The organism is Phenylobacterium composti DSM 19425, assembly GCF_059568645.1.
On the sequence record NZ_JCANTT010000018.1, the window covers coordinates 1 to 23,813 of the forward strand.

Below are 23,813 nucleotides of genomic sequence, written 5' to 3' on the forward strand. Positions count from 1 at the left end.
AACGCGCTTCGACAAGCTCGCCAGGAACTTCCTCGCCGCCGTCCTGCTCGCCTCAACCCGCCTGTGGCTCAGAGCTTATGAGTCCACGACCTAGACCGGCCGGTCGATCGAGTCCGGCGGTTGCGAGAACCACCGCGGCCCCTGCTCGGTGATGTAGAGGCAGTCCTCGAGGCGGATGCCGAACTCGCCCGGAATGTAGATGCCAGGCTCGTTCGACAGGCACATGCCGGGGGCAAGCCGGGTGCGCTCGCCCCGCACGAAGTTGATGGGCTCGTGGCCGTCCATGCCGATGCCGTGGCCTGTGCGGTGCGAGGTGCCGGGCAGGCGACAGTCCGGCCCATAGCCCAGCGAGGCATAGTAGGCGCGCACCGCATCATCCACCTTGCCGGCCTCGACGCCGAGTTGCGCGGTCTCGAAGGCGATCTGCTGGCCCTTCCGCATCTGGTCCCACACCGTCCGCTGCCGCTTGGTGGGCTCGCCGAACACCAGGGTGCGTGAGATATCCGACTGGTAGCCTTGGTAGGTGCAGCCGCAGTCCATCAGCACCACCTCGCCGTCGCGCACCGCCTGCGGCTTGCCGGAGCCGTGCGGATAGGCGCTGGCCTCGCCCAGCAGGATCAGGGCGAACTCAGGACTGCCGCCCAAGGCGCGCGTCGCCCCGTTCATGATCGCGCCGATATCCCCCGGCGTCATTCCGCGCTCTATGCGCGGAACCGTATGGCGATAGGCCGCCACCGTGATGTTCGCGGCATGCTGCATCAGGGCGATCTCGGCCGGCGACTTGATCATCCGGCAGCCGCGCACCACGCCCGCCCCGGAGCGCACGGTCGCGCCCGGCAGGTGCGCGCGCAGCCCGTCGATGGCGAAGAAGCGCACCGTCTCCTCGACGCCGATCGCCCCGGCGTCGAGCTTGCGTTCGCGCAGCCAGCCGGCCACCAGGGCCAGCGGGTCTTCGTGCTCCTCCCAGGTCCGAAGTTCGGCGGGGACCGCCAGGGTCTCGCGCACCGACGGCTCTTCAAAAAAGGGCGTGACGACCAGGATGTCGCCCTCGACCGGGATCGCCGCCGCGGTCAGGCGTTCGCTACGCCCCCAGCGGACGCCGGTGAAGTAGACCAGGCTGGCGCCCGGCTCCACCAGCAGCGCCGAGAGGCCCTGCTCGCGCATCAGGCGCTGGGCCTTGGCCAGACGGGCGCGCCGCTCGGCCTCTCCGATCGGCGGCGGCGCGCCCGGGAGGGGCGATAGCTCGGGCGCGGCCCAGGCGGGCAGCGCGGTCGCGGCAAGGCTGCCGGCGGTCAGGGCGAGAAGGCGGCGACGGTCCATGGAGCCAAGCTGTCCCGACTTCCCGCCGCACTCAAGCCTGGACGGCTGAGGCCTCAGGGCTTCTTGGCGGCCTGGACCTCGATCTCGACAAACATGCCGGGCCGCACCAGGCTGGCCACCTGCGAGGTGATCCGCGCCGGCTTGTTCTTCAGCGGGCCGAACACCTGATTGTAGCCCTCCATCATCCCGGCGAAGTCCATGGTCCCGCCCTTGGCCGGGTCGCCCACCAGCAGGACGCGCATCATGACCACGTCCTCGAAACTGTATCCCTGGCCTTGCAGGATCGCGCCGATCTTGCCGAGGACGCTCAGCGTCTGGGTCTTGGTGTCGCCGAAGGGCGTGGCGGGCGGAGCGCCCGGGACGGCGTCAGGGGTGATCCCGCTCACATAAAGCGTCTCCGAGCCGGCGGGCACCTTCACCGCCTGGGAGATTGGGCTGTTCTGCGGATTGATGTGCAGGTTCTGGGCCTGGGCCGCGCCGACGGCAAGGAGGCTGAAGGCCAGGGCGGCGAGGACAGGTCGTTGCATGCGCTCTCCAGTGGATGACTGCCTGAGAAGAGCTGCAGGCTAAGCCATGCGGCCGGGATCCTGCGAGCGCCGGCTGCGGCTGCTTTGGTCGGTTCTGCTAACCGCCTGATTTTTGCGCGCCACGGCGATCCGCTGGCTGTGGAGCAGCCTCCAGAAAACAAAAGCCGCGCCTCTCGGCGCGGCCAGTCAAGGGAGGAAACGCCCCTAAGGGCAGGACCACCCTGTCCACGGGATGCGGCGAACGGAAGGCCCGATCGTGGCGACACTGCAGCTTGTTTGTGCAGCGCCCAAATCTTGGGCGCCCGCTAGTGTTTCAGGCGTCAGGCGCCTCTCAGAGACGCAGATCCGCCGCGGACGCCGGCAGGGCGGCCTTCACGTCGAACAGCACGGCCCCGGGCTTGCCCAGGGCTCGAACCTCGGCGGCCCCCAGCTCGATGAACTGCCGGTGGGCCACAGCCAGCACCACCCCGTCATAGGCGCCGCGCTCAGGTTGCCCCACGAGGTCGAGGCCATATTCGTGACGGGCGTCCGCCGGCGCGATCCATGGGTCCCAGACGTCCACCACCGCTCCGTAGTCGGCCAGCTCCTGGACGATGTCGATGACGCGGGTGTTGCGCAGATCCGGCGTGTTCTCCTTGAACGCCAGGCCCATGACCAGAACCCGGGCGCCTTTCACCATCACACCCCGGCGGATCATCTCCTTGACCAGCTCCCGGGCCACATAGCCGCCCATGCCGTCGTTGATCCGTCGCCCGGCCAGGATCACCTCGGGATGGTAGCCGAGCGATTCCGCCTTGTGGGTCAGGTAGTAGGGATCGACGCCGATGCAGTGGCCGCCCACCAGGCCTGGGCGGAAGTTGAGGAAGTTCCACTTCGTGCCGGCCGCCGCCAGCACCTCCTGCGTGTCGATGCCCAGGCGGTGGAAGATCAGGGCGAACTCGTTGATCAGGGCGATGTTCAGGTCGCGCTGGGTGTTCTCGATCACCTTGGCCGCCTCGGCGACCTTGATCGAACTGGCCCGGTGCACCCCCGCCGTCACCACCGAGGCGTAGAGCGCCTCCACGAAGTCGGCGGCCTCCGGAGTCGAGCCAGCCACGACCTTGACGATGTTCTCCAGCCGATGAACCGGATCGCCCGGGTTCGCCCGCTCGGGGCTGTAGCCGGCGAAGAAGTCGCGATTGAAGGTCAGGCCCGACACCTGCTCCACGATCGGGACGCAGTCCTCCTCGGTCGCGCCCGGATAGACGGTGGACTCGTAGATCACCACGCCGCCTTCGCTGATCGCCTCGCCGACAGTGCGGCTGGCGGCCTTCAAGGCCGAGAGGTCGGGGCGCTTGTGCGCGTCGATGGGCGTCGGCACCGTGACGACAAAGACGTTGCAGCCCTTCAAGGCGGCCGGGTCGGCGCTGAACGTCAGGCGGCGCGCAGCCCTCAGCGCCTCGCCCGGCACCTCCAGGGTGCGGTCCTCGCCGGCCTTCAGCTCGGCGATCCGGCCGGCGTCGATGTCGAAGGCGACGACGTCATGGTCCCGCGCGAAGGCCACGGCCAGCGGAAGGCCCACATAGCCCAAGCCGATGACGGCGATCTTCGCCGGCGCGGCGATGAAGGGGTTCTGCACCATCGCGCCTGCCCTAGCACGGTTCGCGCCTCAGCGGTGAAGCCCGGCGTCCCGAGAGCGGCCCAGGACACCGGGCAGCGGCCTAGCGGCGCGCCCGCAACTCCATCACGGCGCCCATCAGGTGATACAGCGACGTGGCCGGGGCCGGCTCGTCCACGAAGCCGCCGTCGGGCCGCATCTTGTCCCGCCAGGCGCCCCGGGCGGGCGTCTGGAGGTAGCGGGCGAGGCCCCGCGCCGCGGAAACCGCGTCCTCGTCCTCTCCGAGGATCAGCGCGGCCTTGAGCCGCTCGGTCTGCGGCCACAGGCGGGCCATGCCGTCGCGAACGCTGAGGTCGTCCCACAGGGCGTTCATCGCCACCTCGCGGGCCTGGTCGACGCCGCGGCGCCCCACCTCGTACAGCCGCCGGGCAGTGGCCGGGCCGCGCGGATCGCCCCGCAACGTGCCCCAGCGCTGCAGCAGCCAGGCCCATTCGAACTGATGACCGGGCTCCACGAGGCCCGCCTCGCCCTCCAGGGCCTCCCAGCGATCGTCGAAGAATTCGCGCAGCACGCCCGTCTCCGGATTGATGAACCGCGCCAGGGCCAGTTCCGCCACCTCGTCGGCCACCGCCGCCCAGGCCGCGCCGCCTCCCGCTTCCTCCCAGGCCAGGGCGGCCTCGAAGAGATGCATGTGGGCGTTGGCCTGGAACGGCTGGTCGCCCACCTCGCGATAGCCGCCGGCCGGGTGCCGCAGCCCCTCGAGGGCCTTGCGAAGAGCCTCGCCCTCCTCCAGCCAGCGCGCTTCGCCCGGCAACGCCCGGTGCAATGCGCTGGCGGCCAGCATCAGGAAGGCGTGTTCGTAGAGATGGCCTTCGCCGTCCACCACCTCGCCTTGCGGGGTGAAGGCGGCGACGAACAGCCCGTCCGGTCGACGCCCGCGCTGGGTCAGGAAATCGAAGCCGCGCACGGCCAGCGGCGTCCAGGGCCCCGCCACGCCCTCGGCGGCGGCGGTGGCGAACACATAGCTCTGGCGCGCGACGCTGCGCGTGCGGCGACGCGGCTCGTGCGGTTCACCCCGCACCGTGAGCGCCTCCCGGAAGCCGCCATTGCCGAGGTCGGCGCCCACCGTGCCCCACAACGGCAGAGCCGCAGTGCGGAACCACAGGTCGTACCAGTCCCGGGCCTCGGCCACGGAACGGAAGCGCGGCCCCGCACCACCAGGCGGGGCGCCGCCCGCGGCGTCCTTCACCGCCTGGCAGGCGTCCAGGCCGCACACCAGGACCGCGTCCGGCTCGACCACCACCGCCACATCGGAGACGCCCACAACCGCCACATGGACGTCGGCGCTCGAGCGGACCAGCACGTTCGTCGCCTTCACGGCCTGGACATCGCCCTGCAGGCTGCATCCCTGCGCGTCCCGCGCCGAGGCGCGCAGCACCGCGTCCCAGGCGCCCACGTCCGACCAGGCGAAGCTCACCGGCAGCACGGCGGCGCGGGCGGTCTTCTCCATCACCGCGTAGTCGATCGAGATCCTGGGCGCCCGCCGGAACGGCCGGCCGAGCACCCAGGCGCTCCCGTCGGCCTCGAGATCAGCCACCGCCGCCCGGGCGGCCTCGGCCACACCCGGCGCATGGATGGCCAGTTCCTCCATCAGCGTACGGGCGGTGGCGACGAAGTTGCCGCTGTTCCAGAGGAATCCCTGCTGAAGATAGGCTTCGGCCCGCTGGGCGTCGGGTTTCTCTACGAAGGCCGCCACGGGCTTGACCGCGCCCTCGCTTTCCGCCGGCCGAATGTAGCCGTAGGAGGTGGCCGGCTCGGTGGGCTTCACGCCGAGGGTCACAATCGAGCCCCCCCGGGCCGCTCCAACCGTCTCGCGCACCGCGGCGCGGAAGGCTTCGGCGTCGGGAATGTCATGGTCGGCCGAGACGATGACGGCCACCGCCTCGGGCTCGCGCGCCTCGATCCAGGCGCAGGCCGCCGCGATGGCGGCCGCCGAATCCCGCGGCTCGGGCTCGAGCAGCACGACGCCTTCGACGGCCAGTTCGGCGAGCTGGGTCTCCACCAGGGCTTTGTGCGCGGCCCCGGCCACCACCAGCAGCCGGCCGCCGTCGGCCAGCGGGGCTACCCGCTCCACCGCTTCCTGGAAGCTGGAACGCGGCGCGGTGAGCGGGATGAACTGCTTCGGCAGCCACGGGCGCGACGCCGGCCATAGCCGGGTCCCCGAGCCGCCGCACATGATCACCGGATAGATGCTCAAGACTTCCCCCCTCGGTCGCTCGGCCTAACCGCCCCCCGGCGGATTGAATCGACCAAGGCAGACCGCCGCCAGAGTCTTAAGCAGGGCCAGTTCCCCTCGGAAAGGCTTGATCTTCGTCGGGGCCGGCTCGCCCTTGGGATAGCGGCGGGCCGTAGGCAGTTCGCGACAGCGGAAGCCCAGTCGCGGGGCGCGATAGTTCATGTAGGCCAGGAGTTCATAGTCGCGGAACTCGGGCCGGAAGATCGCCATCCGGGGATCTTCGAGCAGCCGGCGGCTGTAGGCGCGGAAGCCTTGGGTAGTGTCCGTCCACCAGAACCCCGAGGCTAGGCTGAGCGCCGGGGCGTGGATCAGCCGGATGGCGAGGTTCCGCTGCCAGGGCGTGTTCTCGCCGACGCCGCCCGGCAGGTAGCGCGAAGCCTGAACAAAGTCGCAGCCGCCCTCCAGGGCCTTGATGAAGGCCGGGATGGCGTCCGGATCGTCCTTGTCGTTGCCGTCGATGGTGACCACGCCCTCATAGCCCTGGTCGAGGGCGAAGGCGTAGGCGCAGAGCAGCTGAGCGCTGAGCTTGCCCGGGCCGATCTTGCGGATCAGCCCCGCGACCTCGCCGGCGTCCAGCTTCTCCGGCGTCAGCGAGCCATCCGTGGAGCCGCCGTCGACGATCAGGATGTCGGCCACGCCGGCGATCCCCAGGGCCTTCATGCGGGCCAGGAGGCGGCCGATCCGCTCGCCTTCGTTGATCACCGGGATCACGACGCAGTGGGCGCGGCGGCGGCCCGCCCATCGCTCGACGACATGCTCGGGAACGTATCTCACGCCGACGCCCGGGTCAGGGCCAGCACCACGATGCCCGCGAGCAGCAGGCCGTAGCCTACCCAGTGTTGCACGGTGAACGCTTCACGCACCAGGAGGGCCGAGCAGAGACCAACCAGCACGATGGCTCCGGCCGTGGCGACCGGATGGGCCACGTTCAGCGGCAGCCGGGTGACCGCCGCCGCATAGGCCAGGAAGGCGACGCCGTAGCTAAGCGCCGCCAGCCACAGCCGCCCGTTCGTCGCCAGCGCCATGGGGTTCGACAGGTCCAGCGGCCCGTCGGAGCTCAGCTTCACCAGGACACTCGCGGCGGCGTTGGCAAGCACCCCCACCAGAATCAGCAGCCAGGTCATGCCTCATCTCCATAGGCCGCCTTGGCCGCCGCCACGGCGCGGGCGACCGCCGCCAGGCCGTCGGGCTGGGTCGCCATCTCCACCGCCACGATCAGGTCGGGGCGCAGGCGTCGGATGGCCGCCGCCGCCGCCGTGTGCGGCGCGCCAGCCTCGCCCACGGTCGCAAGGCCCGGCTCGCTGGCATGGGCATGGGCGAAGAGGGGCGCATGAGCCGCGATCGTCGCCTCGGCGTCCTCGCCGTTCACCCCCATCGTGCCGACATCCAGCTGCAGGCCGATGGCCGGATGGTCCACCGCCCGCACCACCGCCGCCGCCTCATCGGTGCGCATCATGAAGTTGCAGCCGTACATGGCCGGATTGGCCTCCAGGCAGACCCGCACGCCCTCGGCGGCGGCGGCGTCGCCCAGACGACGGAAGAAGTCGACCGCGATGCGGCGGGTCTCCGCCTCGTCAAAGCTGCTGCGATCCCGCTGCTTCGGCGAGCCGAACACCAGCGCCTGCGCCCCGAGCAGCCGTCCGATCCGGCACTGCTGGGACAGACGCTGCAGCATCGTGCCATCGTCGGTGAAGAGGTTCAGGCCGGTCGTCCCGAACAGCAGGGCCTGCATGCCGACGATCTCGAAGCCGCGGTCGGCCCACCAGCGCCGCACCCGTTCGCCCTCGGCCTCGCTCACGGCGGCTGGGTCGGGGAAGTACTTCCCCGGGGCCACGTCCACGCAGCCGACGCCGGCCTGCGCCAGGAGGTCCGCCGCCGCAGGCTCGTCGGCGATGTCCCAGGCGATGTTGGAGACCGAGAGGCGCATCTAGGCCATCGCCTTCGAAGCGGGTTCGGACTGGGCGTAGGCGCGGATCGCCATGAGGCTTTCACGCCGCGTGTACTGATAGGCGCCCCGCCCGCCGAACAGGGCCGCATGGCGCGTGCGCAGGTCGTACCGGGCAGGCTCGCGCCCCTCGATCCGGTTGTTGAAGGCGCGGCCGAAACCGTCCTGGGCCACCTCGGCCACCGAAACCGGCTGGGCGGTGAGGTGCAACGTGCGTAGTCCCGCCGCCAGAGCCGTCTGCAGATCGGCCCAGAGGTTCACCATCGGATAGAACTGATAGACCCCGCGGGCGTCGATGGCCGAAAGGTTGTTGTCGTTGCGCAGGTCGAAGACCGCGTTCTTGCGCAACCCCGGCCCGACAAGTCCGGGCAGGCGCACGATCAGAGCCCCAGGAAAGCGCTCTTTCACCCAGCGCTCCAGCCAGCGGCGATTGCGGCCGTAGGGCCCGGGCGTCTGGGCGTCTGGATCGCTGTCCTCGTCCATCCCGCGGCTGTCGGCGAAGACGTCGACTGTGCTGATCAGCACGAACCGCCGGGCCTTCACCTGGTCCAGATGTGACGCCAGAGCCTCGAGCCTCGCCCGGTCCGCATCGGGCTCGCGGTCGGCGATCCACTTCTGGGCGGGCGCTCCGGCGCAGACGAGAAGGTCCACCTCACGCCCGCGAATGGTCTCGATGTCGATGGACCGGTACTTCAGATCGAAGTCCCGCTGCCGCAGGAGGGTCTGGCCTACGAAGCCGCTCCAGCCGACCAGGGCGTCAGGCATCAGCACAGCTCCTCCTGGTCCAGGCGTTCAAGTACGTCGAACACATTGTCGATCTTGCCGCCCAGTACGTTCACCAGCCGGCCGCCCGGCCCGCGCCGCTCGAACAGGATCGGTCGCCCGTCGTCGCCCTCGTTCCGGGCCAGCACCGTCTTCACCGTGAACAGCGAGCCCTCATAGGCGGCGTCGGCCATGACGGGCAGGTAGCGCGCCGCATCCCGCAACATGCGGTCGGCCCGGGTGTCCTTAGGATAGGCGTCCAGGACCGCGTAGGGATCGCGGTCGCCGACCTCGGTCCAGCTCATATGCGGCGTATAGCGGACATGGCTCAGGGAGTGCAGGCCCCCGGCCGGGAACGGCATGCAGGAGAAGAACGGCCCGTCCATGACCGTCACTCCGAGCCCCTGCAGCGCGGGCGGGGGGCGCACCAGCGCCAGCTCCGTCAGCTCGTGCTTGAGGCCGGGGGCCTCGCCGCCGGCCAGGGCTGCAAGGCGACTGTAGGTGCAGTTGAAGACCAGATCGGCCCGGTGGTCCTCGCCCGCCGCCGTCACCGTCACGCCGTCCAGATCGGCCGCTACATGCGTCACTTCGCTGTTCAGCCGCACCTCGACCCTGGCCTTGGCCAGCACCCGCGCCGCCGCTTGCGCCAGGACTTCGGCGTCGAAGGCTGCTTCCTCAGCGAGATAGGCCTGGGCCACCGTCCGCGGGTTGAACAGGCGCGTTATCGCCTCGGGCGCGGGCGTCAGGTCAGCGCCGATGTCGGCGCAGAACCGCTCCATCTGCCGCGTCGTGACCTTGGAATTGCGCGCCGCCAGGGCGTAGATCGCCTGAAACCGGCGCACCGCCTCGCCGAATTCCGCCAGGAACCGGGGATAGTTCACCCGACTGCGGTAGGCGGTCGTGAAGCTGCGCGGGTAGTGATAGCCGTTGTGGACGCGGGCCTGGTTCACGAACGAGGCGCGGCCAAGGAGCCGCGGCCCAGCCTCCAGCAGCCGCACTGTCTCGACGTCCCGCCGCGTCCGCAGGTGGGCGGCGATGGCTGCGCCGTAGAAGCCGCCGCCGACGACGATGGCGGTCGTCATCGGGCCTGCGTGGGCCCAGGCGCCTGCCCAGCCTCGACATTCAACCGCGCCCGGCGGGTCAGGACCGCGCTCGTGTGCTCCCCGGCGAGGTAGTAGGACGGCCCTTCCAGCGTCCAGGCCAGCATCTGGGCCACATATTCCACGAGGATGAACAGGACGAGCGACAGCAGCAGGAACATCCCCGACTGCTGCAGCGAGAGCGTCGTCCAGCCTGGCATGACGTCGGCCTTGATCAGCCGGATCAGGATCACATAGCCCGAATAGAGGACGTTCAACGTCGCCCCGGCGAGGGCCAGGGCCGAAGCAATCCGCAAGGGCAGCATGGTCTGGGCGAACAGCAGATTGAGCCCGCGCCGCGCTTTCGAACGGAGACCGCCGCGGTCCGGGGCCGCGCGCGGTCCTACGTAATCCAGGCAGGCCTTCGGAAAGCCCGCCAGGGCCGGGAGCGTCCGGTAGCGAAGCGCCGGCTTCGGCTGTTCCAGGAGGAAGCTCACCACCCGCTTGCTGATCAGCCGGCAGTTGGCCCCTTCCCCGGCAAGATCCACCCCCACCAGCCGGCGATAGGTCGCCAGGAACGTCCGTTCGAGCAAGCGCTCAAGGCCCGACACCGGCTTGGCGGTCGTGTTGCGGATACTGACGAGATCGGCCCCTTCGGCGATCTTCTCCAGGGCCCGCGGCAGGAAACTGATGTCCTCGTTCAGCGGATCCAGCACCAGCACATAGTCGCCGAGCGCGTTCTCCACGCCCGCCCAGACGGCGACCTCGAAATCGACTTCGCGGATCAGGCGGTAGATCTGCAGATTGGGCAGGCCGCCCTCGCCGGCCAGGGCGGCGTACTCATGGGCCGAGCCGTCGGTGGAGCCATTGTCCACCACCACCAGCTCGAAATCCTCCACCTGCTCGGAAAGCGCCGCCACCAACGGTTCCAGCAGGGCGCGCACGCGCCCACCCGCATTGCGTAGCGGCACAACGACCGACAGCAGGATCGGATAGGGCTGGCCCAAGCTTACTCTTCCCCGGCGACGCCTACCGATGCCGCCTCGCCGCCTGTTCGGCAAGCGGCAGCTTGAGCTTAGCGGGCCGCCCGCACTCCGGCGCTCCGCATCCGGGGCATTCGCGGCTTTGGGTCATCGAAGGTCGCGGGACGGCCGTGGCGATGTTCGATGTCCTTCTGCAGCGCCTTGGCCGCCATGGCGTGGCCGGGGAAAAGGGTGTCCACCGCCCAGCCGGCCAGGGGCACGCCTGAACTGATCGCATCGAGGCCCAGGAAACCGGCCATCTTGAGCAGGGTCGCCCGCGATGCGCCGCCCTTCACCGCCTCCCAGAGGAGAAGGCCTCCGGCGCCCACCGAATAGACTGTGCCCGCCACCGGGACCCAGGCCAGCACGCCGTCGATCCCAAGGCCGAACGGCCCCACGCCGATCAGCCGGTCCGAGAGCACCCGGATGCGGTCGGCCCGTCGCCAGGCGGTATGGGCGCGAAGCTGGTCCATAGAAGCCTAACGCCCTCCGCCGCGCACCGGGTTCCGCTAGAGCATTCCGCCCGCGGCGGCGTCGAGCAGAAGATAGAGCCGCCCCGCTTCGCCAGAGAGCAATTCGCCCATCAGCCGTCCCCCAGGGTCGCGCACCGCCGCATCATCGATCAGGGTCTTGTAGCGGCGCAGATAGATCTCGGTCTGGCGCTTGACCTCTTCGTCGGTGAAGAGCCGCCGGGCGATCCGGCGGGTGGCCGCCGGAGCCAGCTTCTTCACCACCTGGCGGGCGCCGTCCTCATCGCCGGCCTGCACGACCGCGGCGATCTCCTCGATCCGCCCTTTGGGCAGGAGCTTGGCCGGATCGACGCCCATGCGCGTCAGTTCCGCGCCCAGCGTGACCTCCAGCCGCTCCCCTTCGCCGTCGGCGCCGTCCAGGGAGGCCAGCAGGTCCTTCCAAGTCCAGGTCTCGGCTTCGGCAGGCTCGGCCTCGGCTTCGGGCTCCACAGGCTCGGCGCCCATCTCCGTAGGCGGCGCGCGGCCGCTGGCGGCGGCGAACACCGCGGAGAATTCCCGATCGGTAGCAGTCGGGGTCAGCTTCAGCCGCGCCCGCAGGCCAAGCTGCTGCGCCAGGGCGTCGCCCGGCGTCGCAGGCTCCAGCGTGGCCGATCCGAGCGGCTCCTCCAGTTCCAGGGGCTCGTCATCCTCCGAGACGGCCTCCGCCGGCGGGCGGGGCGCGACCGCGTCGGCCCCAGGGGGCGTCTTCGGGGCCGGAGGCGCGGCAGTCAGCGCCGCCGAAGCCAGGGGCGTCGGCGCCGCGGCGGCCACGGTTCCCATCAGCCGGACGGCCTCGGACAGCATGTCGAAATTGCGCCGGACGCGGTCCTGGAACGCCGCGTCGATGGCCTGGGCCTCCTCGGCCGTGCGCCGGGCCTGGGCCATCAGCTCGTCCATGCCCTGGGCCACGGCCGCCTTGACCTTCTCGGCCTGGGTGCGGGCCACGGCGGGCATCTTGGCGGTGCGCTCCTCCAGCTCGGACAGCATGGCGGCCAGTTCCGCCAGGGTGGCGCGGGCCGCGGCGGCCCCCTCGTCCAGCTTGCGGGCCGTGGCCGCGCCGGCCTCCTCGACCATCTTCGAGGATTGCTCGACGAGGGCCTTGGCCTCCTCCAGCCGGGCCTCAAACACCTGATTGGCGCGCTGGCCGGCGGTGAAGGCGGCTTCCGAAAGCTGCTCCACCTGCTCGCGGGCGGTGGCGGCATGGCGGGCGGCGGCGTCCCGGGTCTGGTCAGCGGCGGCGGACAGCGCCTCGATCGCCGCCCGGGTCTGGGCCTCCATCTTGGCGCGCTGTTCGGCGGCGGCCGCCGAGACCGCCTCCAGGGCGTGCAGGGTGGACTGGCCGAACTCCTCGCGCTCGGCCTTGGCGGTCTCGGCGAGATCGCGGAACTGCAAAGCCGCGTCCGCCATGAGCTGCCGCAGGGCCTCCCCGCCCCTGGTGGCCCGGTCGCTCATCTCGGCGGCCGACAGGCGGGCCTGGGCGATAAACTCCGCCAGGCGGGCGGCATGAGCCTCGGCTTCGGCGGAGAAGCTCTCGTGATCCGAGCGCAGGGCCGCGGCCAGGGTGATGAGCGCCGCCCGCTGTTCGGAGAGGCCGGCCTCCACCGCCCGCGCCTGTTCCGAGACGCCCACGCCGGCGGTCTCCAGGCGCGCGATGTGGCGCGTCAGGTCCTCGCCGGCGGTCCGGGCGGCGTCACTCGCCTCCCCGGCGGCGGCGGCCAGATCGGCGGCCCGGGCGGCCAGCGCCGTCTCGGCCTCGCGGATCTGGGTCTCCGCGAGGTCCGCGGCCTCGGCCACCATCTTGGCCTGCTGGGTGATGGCGTCGGCCACGCGGAGGGCCTGGGCGTCGAGGGTGTGGGCAAGACCGCCCATCTCGGTCCGCTCGCGGCTGAGCGCGCCGGCCAGCTCCTGGGTCGTGCGGACGGACTGGGCCGTGGCGTCCGCCAGCTTCTCGGTCTCGAGCGCCAGGGCTTCGCGCAGGGCCAGCAGGGTCTCGCGGGCGTCCTCGGCGGCGGCTCCGGCGCGGGCGACCTCGTCGCGCACCGACTGGGCGACCTGGCCGGCCCGGGCGGCGGCCACCACCGCAGGGGTCAGCATGTCCTCGGCCATGGCCTTGGCCCGGCGGGCCTCGAAGGCCAGCTTCTGCCCCTGGCGGATCATGAAGGCCGCGCCCCAGACGAAGGCCGCCGGGCCAATGGCCAGCAGGGCGAAGACCGCCAGGGCGAAACCGTCGTTCTGCAGCGGGGCGACGCCGCTCCGGTAGCCCACCGCGAAGGCGATCGGCGCAAGCGCCCACAGCGCCGAGACCGCCAGGGCGGCGACCCAGATCGGCCACCCGGGCGGCGGCGCCAGTTCCTCCAGGACCGCAGGCTCATAGGCCGGTTCAGGCTGGTATTCAGGGCGCGGCGCCGGGGTGCGAGCCTCTTGGGCTGGCACCGGCGCGACGGCCGCGCGCGGCTCCATCGGCGGCAGCGGTGAGGCCTCAGGCGCGGGGGTCTCGGGCGCAACAGGCGGGGCGGCCGGCTCGACGGTCGGCTCAGCTTCGAGACGCGGCCCCGCGCCGAAGTCCATCCGTTGTCGCCGCTTGGAGAATTTCATACGCGGCAATCCCCTTCCCGCTCACCCACGGGAAAGGATTACCCGCCCCGAAGGCAGACGCAAACAGCCGCCGCGAATCAGCGTGTGGATCAGCTCGGATGGTCGAGGGAGTTTCGGAGCCGGTCAGGCCCGGACGACGGCGGCCCGGCGTTGGTCCGGGCAGTCCTCGACCGGCTTGGCCACACGGTCGGAAATCCGCTGGGCGGCCTTGCGGGGCGAACGCGCCACGACGCGCTGCTCGGCGGCGGGCGCCGGGCGTTCGACGGCCGGGGCGTCCAGGGTGACGCCGAAATGCGAGAAGGCGACAGCGGACGAATGCACGACGACCGCGGCCACAACTTCCGTCAATGTCGCCATCGGCTCTCTCCCGATCCCAGCGCGACTCCGCCGAGCGGCGTTATACGGCAGGACAAGCTGCGCCGCACCCGGCGCCGCACCTTAAATTTCAGCAATGTTACGCAGCGAGGCGCTCCTTGAACGCCGCGCCCTCGTGAGTCAGCAGCCAGCGCTTGCGGGCCAGCCCGCCGGCATAGCCCGTCAGCGCACCGTCCGAACCGATCACCCGATGGCACGGCGCAACCAGGGCGACCGGATTGGCGCCATTGGCCAGGCCCACGGCCCGCACGGCGGTTGGCTGCCCCACGGCCCGGGCAAGCCGGGCATAGGTCCAGGTCTCGCCCACGGGAATGTCGCACAGGGCGCTCCAGACACGCCTCTGGAACGCGGTGCCCGCCCCGTTCCAAGGGACAGCGGACAAGGCATTGATATCGCCTGCGAAATAGGCTTCGAAGGCCGTACGAGCAGAGGTCTTCGCCTCGACCAGGGCCGAGGTCGGATAGCGCCGGGCGATCCAGGCCCGGAGGTGCGCCTCATAGTCGGCCCAGTTGACCGCCCTGAGCACGCCGGCGTCGTCAGCGACCAGCAGGGCGACGCCGATCGGCGTCTCCACCCGGTCCAGGATCAGGGTTTCAGGCGGCCTGGCGGTCTGAAGCAGCATCGGTCTTGGTCCTCTTGGTCTCGGACTGGGCCGCGTCATGGGCCCAGAGATGTTGGGCGGCGTAGGCACGCCAGGGACGCCAGCGCTCGGCGCGGGCCAGCAGGGCTTCGGGCGTCGGACGCTGGCCTGTCTCGTCGGCCATGGCCCGCAACAGAGCGATGTCCGCCCCCGGGAAGGCGTCCGGCTCGCGCAGTTCGCGCAGGGCGATGTACTGGGCCGTCCACTCCCCGACGCCGGGCAGGGCTTTCAGGGCGGCGATGGCGCTGGCGAGATCGGCCCTCGGCGTGAAGATGGCCGGGTCCTCGGCCACGGTGCGGGCCAGCGCCTCGAGCGCCGCGCCGCGCGCCCGCGGCATGCCCAGGGCGGCGATGTCCTGGCCCACCAGCCGATCTGCGCGGGGGAACACGCGGGTGAGCCCCAGGGCTGAGGCGGCCGGGTCGTCGATCGGCTCGCCATAGGCTTCGGTCAGCTTGCCGGCCAGCGCCCGGGCCGCGCCCACGGTGATCTGCTGGCCAAGCACCGCCCGGACGGCGAGTTCGAAGCCGTCCCAGGCGCCAGGCGCACGGAGGCCGGGACGGGCCGCGACCAGCGGCGCGAGCGCCCGGTCCTGCCCCAGGTGGTCGGCGATCAGGCCCGGATCGGCGGTCAGGTCGAACACCCGGCGCACCCGGGCGATCACGGCCGGCAGCGCCTTCAGCTTCGGGAAGCGGATCTCCGCGCTCAGGGCATCGTCGTCCGGCCGAGGCGTGACGATCACCACGCCGCGGACGCCGTCCACCTCCAGGGTGCGGGCGTAGCGCTGAGGCTCCACCCGTTCCACGCCGGGTATGGCCCGGTCCGCCAGGAAGCGGATGATGGCGCCCCAGTCATAGGGCGGTCGGTACGGCAGGCGCACGACGATGCCCTCCGCCGCCGGAATGTCCGCCTGCCGCGACCGGCGCAACTCGCCGGGCGGGCGGCCGAACAGTTGCTGAAACGTCTCGTTGAAGCGCCGCACGCTGCCGAACCCGGCAGCCAGGGCGACCTCGCCCATCGGCAGCCGTGTTTCCTGGATCAGCTGCTTGGCGAGCAGCACCCGCCGGGTCTGGGCCACCGAGATCGGCGAGGCCCCTAGGTGCTGGCGAAACAGCCGGCGCAGCTGCCGCTCGCCGACACCGAGGCGCGCCGCCAGGCTGTCGACGTCTCCGGTGTCGAGCGCTCCGCCCTCGATCAGCGCCAGCGCCCGGGAGACTGTGTTGGAGGTGCCGCGCCAGGCCCCGAGGTCCGGCGACGCCTCTGGGCGGCAGCGCAGACATGGCCTGTAGCCGGCCTCCTGGGCCGCGGCCGCGCTCGGGAAGAACCGCATGTTCTCGGGCTTCGGCGTCCGCGCCGGGCAGATCGGCCGACAATAGATGCCTGTCGTCTTCACCGCTCCGAAGATGCGGCCGTCAAACCGCGGGTCGCGGGTGACGAAGGCGCGCCGGCAGGCTTCGAAATCCATGTCCATGACCGGGAGGATGCGCCCCGGACGAGTTCAAGTCTCGCGGTTTTCGGACACAGATCAGACGCCGTTCGCGGCTTTCGGACGGCGGAAATCGCCCCGTCAGCCGGCCCGCACAGGCCTGCGGGTGACGACCCTCGGCGGATTGACCGCGCTCGGGCTGTCCGACGTCGGTCGCTGCCAGCGCCATTCATAGGGACTGAGCCACACCCAGCCGCCGTCGGTCAGCCGCCGGGGCGTCAGCGCATAGCTGCGGATCCACAGCGGGTCGGTATTGTCACGCACGGCGTTCGTACCTGGAATCAGAAGTCCCCCGCCGTGAGGATAGACGGCGCGCAGTCGCCGCGGGATGCGGCGTTCGCGTCCATCCACAGTTGTTAGCCGATGGCGGCGGCCAGGCGCTTGTCCCGGCCGATGGACCAGGCCGAAGCCAGATGGGCGATGATCGTCACGACCACCACGGGCACCAGGGCCAGGAAGGCGATCGACAGCGAATTGTCGCCATGCTCAGGCTTGGCCATGTCGGAGATGCGGCCCACGTAGACCGGCCCCGCGCCTAGGCCGATCAGGTTGAGCACGAACAGCAGCACCGCCCCGGAGATGGTGCGCCGGTTGGGCGGCACCGCGTTCTGGACCACCGCCAGGGCGGGCGCCAGGTAACAGTTGTTCAGCAGGGCCGGCACGGAGATGCACAGCAGGGCGATCTGCCAGGTCGGCGCATAGACGATGCCGAACCAGAACGGGATGGTGATCAGGAAGGCGATGGCCGGGATCCAGGCGAACCAGCGACGGTCCTTGGCGCCCAGCTTGTCGGCGATCCAGCCGGCGGCGAAGGTCCCGATCATGCCGGTGATGCCGAGCACCAGGCTATAGTAGGCGGCGACCTGTTCCAGGCGCATGCCCTTCACCCGCATCAGGAACGGCGGGTTCCAGGTGAGCGCCGCATAGCCCACGAAGGCCGAGAGGCCCGCGGCCAGGGCGGTCAGCACCAGAGTGCGGTTCGAGAAGAAGCCGCCGATCGCCGTCCAGATCGGCGGCGCCTTGGCATGTTCGGTCTGCCCATCAAGCAGCTTGTCCAGGCCGCCGCGCCGGGGCTCGCGCACCACCAGCAGCAGGACGAGGGCGAGGACGATGCCGGGCACGCCCATGACGAAGAAGGCCGTCCGCCAGCCATGTTCGGCGGCGATCCAGCCGCCCAGGGCCGAACCGAACATGGAGCCGGCGGGCACGCCCAGGGAGTAGATGGCCAGGGCGGTGCCGCGCTCCTCCGCCTTGAAGTAGTCCGAGATCAGCGAATAGGACGGCGGCGAACCGCCCGCTTCCCCGATGCCGACGCCCATCCGGTAGAAGGCCAGCTGGACGAAATTCGTCGCCGTGCCGCAGAGGGCGGTGAACAGACTCCAGAGCGCGCAGGCGCCGGAGATGATCCAGACGCGCCGCACGCGGTCGGCCAGCCAGCCCACGGGAATGCCGAAGCCCGTATAGAAAATGGCGAACACGATCCCGCCCAGCATGCCGAGCTGGGTGTCGTCGAGGTTGAGGTCCTTGCGGATCGGTTCGGCCAGGATCGAGACGATCTGCCGGTCGAGGAAGTTGAGCGTGTAGACGACCGCCAGCAGCCAGACGACCAGATAGCGGTAGCTGCCCGAAGCCTTGGGCGCATCAACGGCGTCGACGCTCATCGTTTCTCCCCCTGGTCACCCGCAAGGTCGGCGTTCCGACTCGAAAAACGGGTATGCGTTTCCCGCGCCCTTCTCGCAGGAACCTGGGCGTGCGCCAAGCCGGTTTTCGGGCGTCTCAGCGCCTGAGCGGAACCACCTTGCCGACGGCGCCGGGGGCCGCGCCGACGATGGCGGCCACCTTGCGCGCGAGCTCGTCTTCTCGGAACGGCTTCTGGATGATGCGCTCCTCGCCCACCTCGCGCAGAGCCGCGAGGTCCGCGAAACCGGTGATGAACAGCGCGCGCAGGCCGGGCCGCAGGGCCTGAGCCTCCCGCACCGTCTCGACGCCGTTCATGCCCGGCATGGCGTAATCCGCCAACAGCAGGTCCACCGCGGCGCCGCCGCGCAGGAGGTCGAGCGCGGCGTTGCCGCTGCCGGCCTCGATGACCCCATAGCCGAACTCGCGCAGCAGCGAGGCGGTCACCTCCCGCACGGCGCTGTCGTCGTCCACCAGCAAAATCGTCACGCCCGAGGGCACGGCCGGAGACTCCGCCACGGGATCGGATGTCTGCAGCGCCGGCGCGGTCTCCGCCCGGGGCAGGTAGACGCTGACTGTGGTGCCCTCGCCCACGCGCGTGCGGATGCTGACGCCGCCGCCCGACTGCTTGGCGAAGCCGTACACCTGGGCCAGCCCCAGGCCAGATCCGCGGCCGACGCCCTTGGTGGTGAAGAACGGCTCGAACGCCTTGGCGAGGACCTCGTCAGTCATGCCGTGGCCGGTGTCGCTCACCGCCAGCACCACATAATCTCCGGGGCCGGGTTCTTCGGGACGGTTGGGCGGCGCGGTCACCGTCACGTTCGCGGTCTCCACCGTCAGGCTGCCGCCCACTTCCATGGCGTCCCGGGCGTTGATGGCGAGGTTCAGGATGATCAGTTCGATCTGGGTCGGGTCCACCAGGGCCGACCAGAGGTTCGGCTTGAGCACCGTTTCCAGACGCACCGTCCCGCCCATGGTGCTCTGAAGCAGCTCACGCATGCTCTCGACCGTCTCGTTCAGATCGACGGCCTTGGGCTCCAGCTTCTGGCGGCGCGAAAAGGCCAGCATCTGGGCGGTCAGCTTGGCGCCGCGCTCCGCCGCCGAACGCATGTATCCGATCCGCTCCATCAGCTCGCCGTTCATCCCCTCGCGGGCGGCCGCCCGCTCGATGAAGCGGATGTTGCCGAGGATGACCGTCAGCAGATTGTTGAAGTCGTGGGCGACGCCCGAGGTGAGCTGGCCCACCGCCTCTAGGCGCTGCATTTGCCGCAGCTCCTTCTCCACCTGCTCGCGCTCGGCCATCTGAGCGGCGAGCTCGGCGTTGCGCTCGGCCAGGGCGGCGGCAGCGGCCTTTTCCTCGGTGATGTCGCGGCCGACGGCATAGAAGGCGTCGTCCTCCGGCGCGGCGGTCCAGGAGATCCAGCGCCAGGAGCCGTCCACGTGCCGCAGCCGGTTCTCGAAGCGCGGCGGCACGAAGCCGGCGGCCAGCGTCTTAACGGCCCGTTCGGCCTCGGCGGCATCGTCGGGATGGACAAGCAGGGTGAAATCACTGCCGACCAGGGTCGCCGGGTCATAGCCCAGAACCGTGCGCCAAGCCGGGTTCACCCGGCGCAGCCGCCCGTCGGTGGCGGCGGCCAGGAACAGGTCGCGGCTGAGCCGCCAGATGCGGTCGCGCTCTGCCGTGCGCTCGGTGACCTGCTGCTCCAGGTTGGCCGCCAGGCTCTCCAGCTCGCGCTTGGCCAGCCGCTCGGCGGTGACGTCCCGCAGGACGCCCGCGAGCCGGGTGCAGATTTCCCCGTCGAACTGGGCCTGGGCGCGAAGCTCCAGCCACTGCTCGGGGCCGCCCGACGGCAGGGTGCGGAACTCCTCCAACAGGCTCCCGCCCCCCTTGTAGCTCCAGGTGGAGGCGGCCGTCACCGCCTCGTCCAGGCGCGGGCGATCCGAGGGATGGACCATCGTCAGGAAGCGCCGATAGTCGACCTCCGCCTCGTCGTGCAGCCGGAGCAGCCGGCGGCAGCGCTCGTCCCACTCCAGCCGCCCGGAGCGCGGGTCGAGGTCCCATGCCCCAAGCTGGGCGCCCTCCATGGCGAGGCTCGCGCGCATCTGCACCCGAGCGAGCTCAGCCTCCGCCCGGCGGCGTTCCTCGCGCTCCTGCGCCTGCTCCAGCGCCCGTTCGATGGCGGTGGCGAGACGGGTCAGGTTGCGCTTGAGCACATAGTCCGCGGCGCCGCGCTTCAGGGCGTTGGTGGCGAACTCCTCCCCGACGACGCCCGAGACGAAGATGAACGGCACGTCGGGCCGCAGGGCCCGGGCGATGGTCAGGGCCGAGAGACCGTCGAAATCCGGCAGGGAATAGTCGGCCAGGATGATCTGGCAGGCCTCTTCCTCCAGCGCATGCACGAACTCCCGCCGGTTGGCGGCGCGGTGGACGCTGAACTTGAGGCCGGCCTTGTGCAGATGCGCGAGCAGCAGCTCGGCATCGATGTCGCTGTCCTCCAGAAAGAGGATGCGAACCGCCTGGCGCCGCGGACGGGACGCGTCAGCCATGGCTCCCCTTCGGCGGCGGCTCGTTGAGTATGGCCCAGAACATGCCGAGGTCCTGGATCGCTTCGAAGAAGGCGTTGAAATCCACTGGCTTCACCACGAAGGCGTTCACCCCCAGCTCGTAGCTGCGCAGCAGGTCACGTTCCTCGCGCGAGGAGGTGAGCATGACCACCGGGATCTGCCGCTGCACGGGGTTGGTCTTCACTTGCTCCAGCACCTCGAGACCGTCCACCTTCGGCAGCTTGAGGTCGAGAAGGATGACGGCGGGATCGCCCGGCTGCCTGTCGGCGTAGGCGCCGCGGGCGTTCAGATAGTCCAGGGCCTCGGCGCCGTCGCGCGCGACGATGATGTCATTGGCGAGCTGGCACCTGGCCAGGGCCGCCAGGGTCAGCTCGAGGTCGCGGGGACTGTCTTCGACAAGCAGGATGGGCCGCAGGTCAGCCAAGTTCGGTTGCTCCGTGGTTCTCCGCCGACTGACGCTTCGGCACGGTGAAAGTGAAGGACGCGCCTTCGCCGGGGACGGCTTCGGCCGTGACGGTCCCGCCGTGCCGGTCGATGACCCGCTTTACGAGCGCAAGGCCAATGCCCGTCCCCTCGAACTCTTCCGAGCGGTGCAGGCGCTGGAACACGCCGAACAGCTTGTGGGCGTAGGCCGGGTCGAAGCCCACGCCGTTGTCCGAGATGGTGTAGGCGGAAGCGTCCGGCCGGTCCTCGCCGGAAATGGCGATGACTGCGGGCTCGCGTCCGGCGGAGTATTTCAGGGCGTTATCGATCAGGTTCTGCAACACCTGACGCAGCATGGCCGGATCGGCCCAGGCGTCGGGCAGGTCGTTCACCCGCCATTCGATGGGCCGGCCCGCAAGCTCTGGCTCCATTGAGCGGCGGATTTCGGCCACCAGCTTCGCCACGTCCACGCGCGAGAGCTTAAGCCCTGAACGGCCGAGCTGCGAGAAGTTCAGGAGATCGTCCACCAGCCGCCCGGCCGACAGGGCCGCATCGGTGATGCTCCGCAGATAGCGCCGGGAGGTCTCGTCGAGATTGTCGCCGACCCGGTCGGACAGCAGTTCGGCGAAGCCCACCACGTGCCGGAACGGCGCGCGCAGGTCGTGCGAGATCGAATAGGAGAAGCTTTCCAGTTCGCGGTTGATCTCCACCAGCCGGTTGGTCAGCTCGGCCCTTTCCTCGGCCCTGCGCAGGACGAAGTTCTGGACCGAGACGCGGAAGCTGCGCGCGCTTTCCACCTCCACCGGCGTCCAGGGCGTGGCCCGCAGGCGCACCTGCTCCTTCCAGAGCGCGAACGACTTGCGCGGATGCAGGCGGTCGCCCAGTTCGCGCGGCTTCTGCGGCTCTCCGGCCCATTCCACCGTCCGCACCACCTCGGGCCGGAACCACATCAGCCAGTTGGCGTGCAACTGGGAGATGGAGACGGCCAGCAGGCCGCTGGCCTGGGCGGCGAAGGCTTCGGCCTCGGGCCAGCGGGCCGCCATGCTGTCAATGGCGATCTCGTCTCGGCCTTCCTCGGCCAGCCAAGCCGCGATCCGACGAATCTCGTCGTCCGAGGGCGTAGAGCCCACGGACAGGACGCCCTCCTCGGTGACCACCGCGGCCCCCGCGGCGCCCGTCACCTGCTTCCAGAGGTCGGCGGCGCTGGCGAGGCCGGCCTGATAGTTCTGCGCCTCGGACAGCAGCGAGACGAGCTCGCTCTCCACCTGCTTCAGGGCCAGGCGACCGGCGGTCCGCAGGGCCTGCTCGCGGGCCTCCACCTGCAACGACAGCATCTGGCCCAGCACGCCGCAGGCGGTGCGGATCTGGGCGTCCACCCGGCGGGGCTCGCGGCTGTGCCCCGAGATCAGCCCCCAAAGCTCACCCTCGACCAGGATCGAGATCGACATGGACGAGCCGGTGCCCATGTTGCGCATGTATTCGAGGTGCACCGGCGAGACGCTGCGCAGCGCCGCGAAGCTCAGGTCGAGGGGCCGGCCGTCCACGGGGCTCAGGGCCGGTTCGATCGGGACCGGCTCATAGGTGGCGTTGGGGATCAGCCGCAGACGGTTCAGCTTGTACAGCTCCCGCGCCTGGGCGGGGATGTCCGCCGCCGGGAAGCGCAGGTTGAGATAGGACGGCAGCACGTCGTTGCCGTCCTCGGCCAGGACGGTGCCGACGCCTTCGGAATCGAAGCTGTAGAGCAGCACCCGGTCGAAACCGGTCAGCGCCCGCACCTCCCGCACCGCCAGGTCGGCCACGGCGACGATGTCGCCGGCCTCGCCGACCGCGTCCAGGAACCGCCGAAGCCGCGGATAGAGCCCCTCGCGCACCTCGGCGTCGGCCGCCGAGGGGACTTCGAACTCGACGATGACGCCCTGGGCCGTGCGATGGGCCGAGACCTGCAGGATGCGGTCCCCGAGGGTCAGGGTGCGCATGAGCGACGGCTCGGCGGCCACGTCCCAGGCCCGCAGCTCGGCCGCGAGCGCCTCAGGCAGCGCCCTCACAAAGCCGGTCACCTCGGGCAGGTTCACGCTGGCCTGCAGAACCTCCAGAGTGTCCGGGGCCACGACCACCAGGGCGCCGTGCGGCTGGATGCCGCCCGGAATGCGGATCGGCTCTGCGGCGCAGGCGTCCAGGTCGATCGTCGCTGTGGCGTCGTTCATGCGATCCAGGCCTCCAGCACCTCGAAGGTGCGCCGCGCTCCCACGATCGCAGTTCCATGCGTCGCCTCGGGCAGGCGGGCCTCGGCGAAGGCATGAAACGCCCGCCACATGGCCCCGGTTTCACGCCCGTAGGGGTTGAAGTACGTCAGCCCGCCCTCCGGCGTCCAGTCGGCCTCGGCCAACGCTCGGGAGATCAGCTGTCCTCCGAGGGTGGAGCCTTCCATCACATAGAGCGAGCCCAGGGCCGCCGCCTCGCAGCCCGCCAGGTCCGCAGCCGCCAGGCAGGCCGGAAGATGCTCCATCTCATCCAGAGACGCCCCGAGGGCGGCGAGGTCCCGTCGCAGGTGCGGCAGGCGCGTGCGCTCCTCCAGGAAAGCGCGCAGGCCCGGGTGGCGGCGGACGGTGCCTTCCCAGACCACATGGAACCCGTGGAACCGCTCCAGCACATGGCGGAACCGCTCCTGCTGGAGCGGCGCGCGCAGCAGGTCCAGCGCCGCCTCCAGGCGAGCGTGCGCGTCCGCCGTCTCCCGTCTCAGGCGGAGGGCCAGGGCGCCACTGGCGCGGTCAGGAGTTCGGGCAGCCGAAATCACGGGCGGAAACACTCCAGTTTCGCGCCCCTCCCCGACGCTGGGAACTTGAAGCGGAAGGCGCTGCCGGAGGCAAGTCGGCTGCGGCGTCAACACAACTGCGGGCGCGTGGAGAAATCCTGAGCCGCCCTCGCCTTGCCCGCCGCAAGGCGGTCATCTAACTCACCGCCCAGGGCCAGCCTGCTCGCCACCCCGGCGAACAGGAAT

21 protein-coding genes and 1 pseudogene are annotated in these 23,813 nt (G+C 70.5%); 1 reads left to right on the top strand and 21 read right to left on the bottom strand.

The genetic code is table 11. The features are described from left to right. Positions 1-94 (top strand): annotated as a pseudogene (locus BO64_RS13770) (IS5/IS1182 family transposase); the annotation flags it as partial. Here BO64_RS13770 and BO64_RS13775 read toward each other — a convergent pair. The 21 genes from BO64_RS13775 to BO64_RS13875 form a co-directional block, all read right to left on the bottom strand. Beyond that, the gene (locus BO64_RS13775; protein WP_496403880.1) at positions 91-1,320 is read right to left on the bottom strand and encodes a M24 family metallopeptidase; all 1,230 of its coding nucleotides are present in this window, start codon (positions 1,318-1,320) and stop codon (positions 91-93) included. The pseudogene BO64_RS13770 and the gene BO64_RS13775 sit on opposite strands and share 4 nt — an antisense overlap. A 53-nt stretch (positions 1,321-1,373) precedes the next feature. After that, the gene (locus tag BO64_RS13780; protein ID WP_496403881.1) at positions 1,374-1,847 is read right to left on the bottom strand and encodes a RidA family protein; all 474 of its coding nucleotides are present in this window, start codon (positions 1,845-1,847) and stop codon (positions 1,374-1,376) included. Positions 1,848-2,178: 331 nt separating this feature from the next. Then, the gene (locus BO64_RS13785) at positions 2,179-3,468 is read right to left on the bottom strand and encodes a nucleotide sugar dehydrogenase (protein ID WP_496403882.1); all 1,290 of its coding nucleotides are present in this window, start codon (positions 3,466-3,468) and stop codon (positions 2,179-2,181) included. 79 nt (positions 3,469-3,547) lie between these two features. Beyond that, complete coding sequence (locus BO64_RS13790) at positions 3,548-5,701, bottom strand: AGE family epimerase/isomerase (protein WP_496403883.1); 2,154 nt, start codon at positions 5,699-5,701, stop codon at positions 3,548-3,550. 24 nt (positions 5,702-5,725) lie between these two features. After that, positions 5,726-6,514 carry a glycosyltransferase family 2 protein gene (locus BO64_RS13795; RefSeq protein WP_496403884.1) on the bottom strand — a complete coding sequence of 263 codons (789 nt, stop codon included), beginning with the start codon at positions 6,512-6,514 and terminating at the stop codon, positions 5,726-5,728. Then, entirely contained in the window at positions 6,511-6,864 is a 354-nt protein-coding gene (locus BO64_RS13800) for a hypothetical protein (RefSeq protein WP_496403885.1), read from the bottom strand. Before BO64_RS13800 ends, BO64_RS13795 begins: the two co-directional genes overlap by 4 nt. Beyond that, the gene (locus BO64_RS13805) at positions 6,861-7,667 is read right to left on the bottom strand and encodes a sugar phosphate isomerase/epimerase family protein (RefSeq protein WP_496403886.1); all 807 of its coding nucleotides are present in this window, start codon (positions 7,665-7,667) and stop codon (positions 6,861-6,863) included. Before BO64_RS13805 ends, BO64_RS13800 begins: the two co-directional genes overlap by 4 nt. Then, positions 7,668-8,450 (bottom strand): Rossmann-fold NAD(P)-binding domain-containing protein, encoded by a 783-nt coding sequence (locus BO64_RS13810; RefSeq protein WP_496403887.1) that lies wholly within the window; start codon positions 8,448-8,450, stop codon positions 7,668-7,670. Continuing rightward, positions 8,450-9,529, bottom strand: coding sequence for an NAD(P)/FAD-dependent oxidoreductase (locus BO64_RS13815; RefSeq protein WP_496403888.1), 1,080 nt, complete (start codon positions 9,527-9,529; stop codon positions 8,450-8,452). The genes BO64_RS13810 and BO64_RS13815 overlap by 1 nt, the downstream gene beginning before the upstream one ends. Further along, a complete protein-coding gene (locus BO64_RS13820; RefSeq protein ID WP_496403889.1) occupies positions 9,526-10,533 on the bottom strand; it encodes a glycosyltransferase in 1,008 nt (335 codons plus the stop codon). The genes BO64_RS13815 and BO64_RS13820 overlap by 4 nt, the downstream gene beginning before the upstream one ends. A gap of 68 nt (positions 10,534-10,601) precedes the next feature. Continuing rightward, positions 10,602-11,021, bottom strand: coding sequence for a DUF4112 domain-containing protein (locus BO64_RS13825; protein WP_496403890.1), 420 nt, complete (start codon positions 11,019-11,021; stop codon positions 10,602-10,604). A gap of 36 nt (positions 11,022-11,057) precedes the next feature. Continuing rightward, complete coding sequence (locus tag BO64_RS13830; RefSeq protein WP_496403891.1) at positions 11,058-13,652, bottom strand: polar localization protein TipN; 2,595 nt, start codon at positions 13,650-13,652, stop codon at positions 11,058-11,060. A gap of 123 nt (positions 13,653-13,775) precedes the next feature. Beyond that, positions 13,776-14,009 (bottom strand): hypothetical protein, encoded by a 234-nt coding sequence (locus tag BO64_RS13835; RefSeq protein ID WP_496403892.1) that lies wholly within the window; start codon positions 14,007-14,009, stop codon positions 13,776-13,778. Between the two features lie 97 nt (positions 14,010-14,106). After that, complete coding sequence (locus BO64_RS13840) at positions 14,107-14,649, bottom strand: methylated-DNA--[protein]-cysteine S-methyltransferase (RefSeq protein ID WP_496403893.1); 543 nt, start codon at positions 14,647-14,649, stop codon at positions 14,107-14,109. Continuing rightward, entirely contained in the window at positions 14,621-16,135 is a 1,515-nt protein-coding gene (locus BO64_RS13845; RefSeq protein ID WP_496403894.1) for an AlkA N-terminal domain-containing protein, read from the bottom strand. Before BO64_RS13845 ends, BO64_RS13840 begins: the two co-directional genes overlap by 29 nt. 96 nt (positions 16,136-16,231) lie before the next feature. Next, positions 16,232-16,414: a hypothetical protein gene (locus tag BO64_RS13850; RefSeq protein ID WP_496403895.1), complete on the bottom strand. Its 183-nt coding sequence runs from the start codon at positions 16,412-16,414 to the stop codon at positions 16,232-16,234. Positions 16,415-16,506: 92 nt separating this feature from the next. Beyond that, on the bottom strand, positions 16,507-17,811 hold the full coding sequence (locus BO64_RS13855; RefSeq protein ID WP_496403896.1) for a spinster family MFS transporter: 1,305 nt from the start codon (positions 17,809-17,811) through the stop codon (positions 16,507-16,509). 115 nt (positions 17,812-17,926) lie between these two features. Further along, positions 17,927-20,374, bottom strand: a complete 2,448-nt coding sequence (locus BO64_RS13860; RefSeq protein WP_496403897.1) for a response regulator — start codon at positions 20,372-20,374, stop codon at positions 17,927-17,929. Next, the gene (locus tag BO64_RS13865) at positions 20,367-20,816 is read right to left on the bottom strand and encodes a response regulator (protein ID WP_496403898.1); all 450 of its coding nucleotides are present in this window, start codon (positions 20,814-20,816) and stop codon (positions 20,367-20,369) included. Before BO64_RS13865 ends, BO64_RS13860 begins: the two co-directional genes overlap by 8 nt. Next, complete coding sequence (locus tag BO64_RS13870) at positions 20,809-23,019, bottom strand: ATP-binding protein (RefSeq protein ID WP_496403899.1); 2,211 nt, start codon at positions 23,017-23,019, stop codon at positions 20,809-20,811. The genes BO64_RS13865 and BO64_RS13870 overlap by 8 nt, the downstream gene beginning before the upstream one ends. Beyond that, complete coding sequence (locus BO64_RS13875; RefSeq protein ID WP_496403900.1) at positions 23,016-23,609, bottom strand: biliverdin-producing heme oxygenase; 594 nt, start codon at positions 23,607-23,609, stop codon at positions 23,016-23,018. Before BO64_RS13875 ends, BO64_RS13870 begins: the two co-directional genes overlap by 4 nt. Positions 23,610-23,813 lie beyond the last annotated feature (204 nt).

Excerpts from the sequence above, each read along its gene's own strand:
- BO64_RS13775 (WP_496403880.1), bottom strand. The coding sequence starts at position 1,320 with ATGGACCGTCGCCGCCTTCTCGCCCTGACCGCCGGCAGCCTTGCCGCG.
- BO64_RS13780 (WP_496403881.1), bottom strand. The coding sequence starts at position 1,847 with ATGCAACGACCTGTCCTCGCCGCCCTGGCCTTCAGCCTCCTTGCCGTC.
- BO64_RS13785 (WP_496403882.1), bottom strand. The coding sequence starts at position 3,468 with ATGGTGCAGAACCCCTTCATCGCCGCGCCGGCGAAGATCGCCGTCATC.
- BO64_RS13800 (WP_496403885.1), bottom strand. The coding sequence starts at position 6,864 with ATGACCTGGCTGCTGATTCTGGTGGGGGTGCTTGCCAACGCCGCCGCG.
- BO64_RS13805 (WP_496403886.1), bottom strand. The coding sequence starts at position 7,667 with ATGCGCCTCTCGGTCTCCAACATCGCCTGGGACATCGCCGACGAGCCT.
- BO64_RS13810 (WP_496403887.1), bottom strand. The coding sequence starts at position 8,450 with ATGCCTGACGCCCTGGTCGGCTGGAGCGGCTTCGTAGGCCAGACCCTC.
- BO64_RS13815 (WP_496403888.1), bottom strand. The coding sequence starts at position 9,529 with ATGACGACCGCCATCGTCGTCGGCGGCGGCTTCTACGGCGCAGCCATC.
- BO64_RS13825 (WP_496403890.1), bottom strand. The coding sequence starts at position 11,021 with ATGGACCAGCTTCGCGCCCATACCGCCTGGCGACGGGCCGACCGCATC.
- BO64_RS13830 (WP_496403891.1), bottom strand. The coding sequence starts at position 13,652 with ATGAAATTCTCCAAGCGGCGACAACGGATGGACTTCGGCGCGGGGCCG.
- BO64_RS13835 (WP_496403892.1), bottom strand. The coding sequence starts at position 14,009 with ATGGCGACATTGACGGAAGTTGTGGCCGCGGTCGTCGTGCATTCGTCC.
- BO64_RS13840 (WP_496403893.1), bottom strand. The coding sequence starts at position 14,649 with ATGCTGCTTCAGACCGCCAGGCCGCCTGAAACCCTGATCCTGGACCGG.
- BO64_RS13845 (WP_496403894.1), bottom strand. The coding sequence starts at position 16,135 with ATGGACATGGATTTCGAAGCCTGCCGGCGCGCCTTCGTCACCCGCGAC.
- BO64_RS13855 (WP_496403896.1), bottom strand. The coding sequence starts at position 17,811 with ATGAGCGTCGACGCCGTTGATGCGCCCAAGGCTTCGGGCAGCTACCGC.
- BO64_RS13860 (WP_496403897.1), bottom strand. The coding sequence starts at position 20,374 with ATGGCTGACGCGTCCCGTCCGCGGCGCCAGGCGGTTCGCATCCTCTTT.
- BO64_RS13870 (WP_496403899.1), bottom strand. The coding sequence starts at position 23,019 with ATGAACGACGCCACAGCGACGATCGACCTGGACGCCTGCGCCGCAGAG.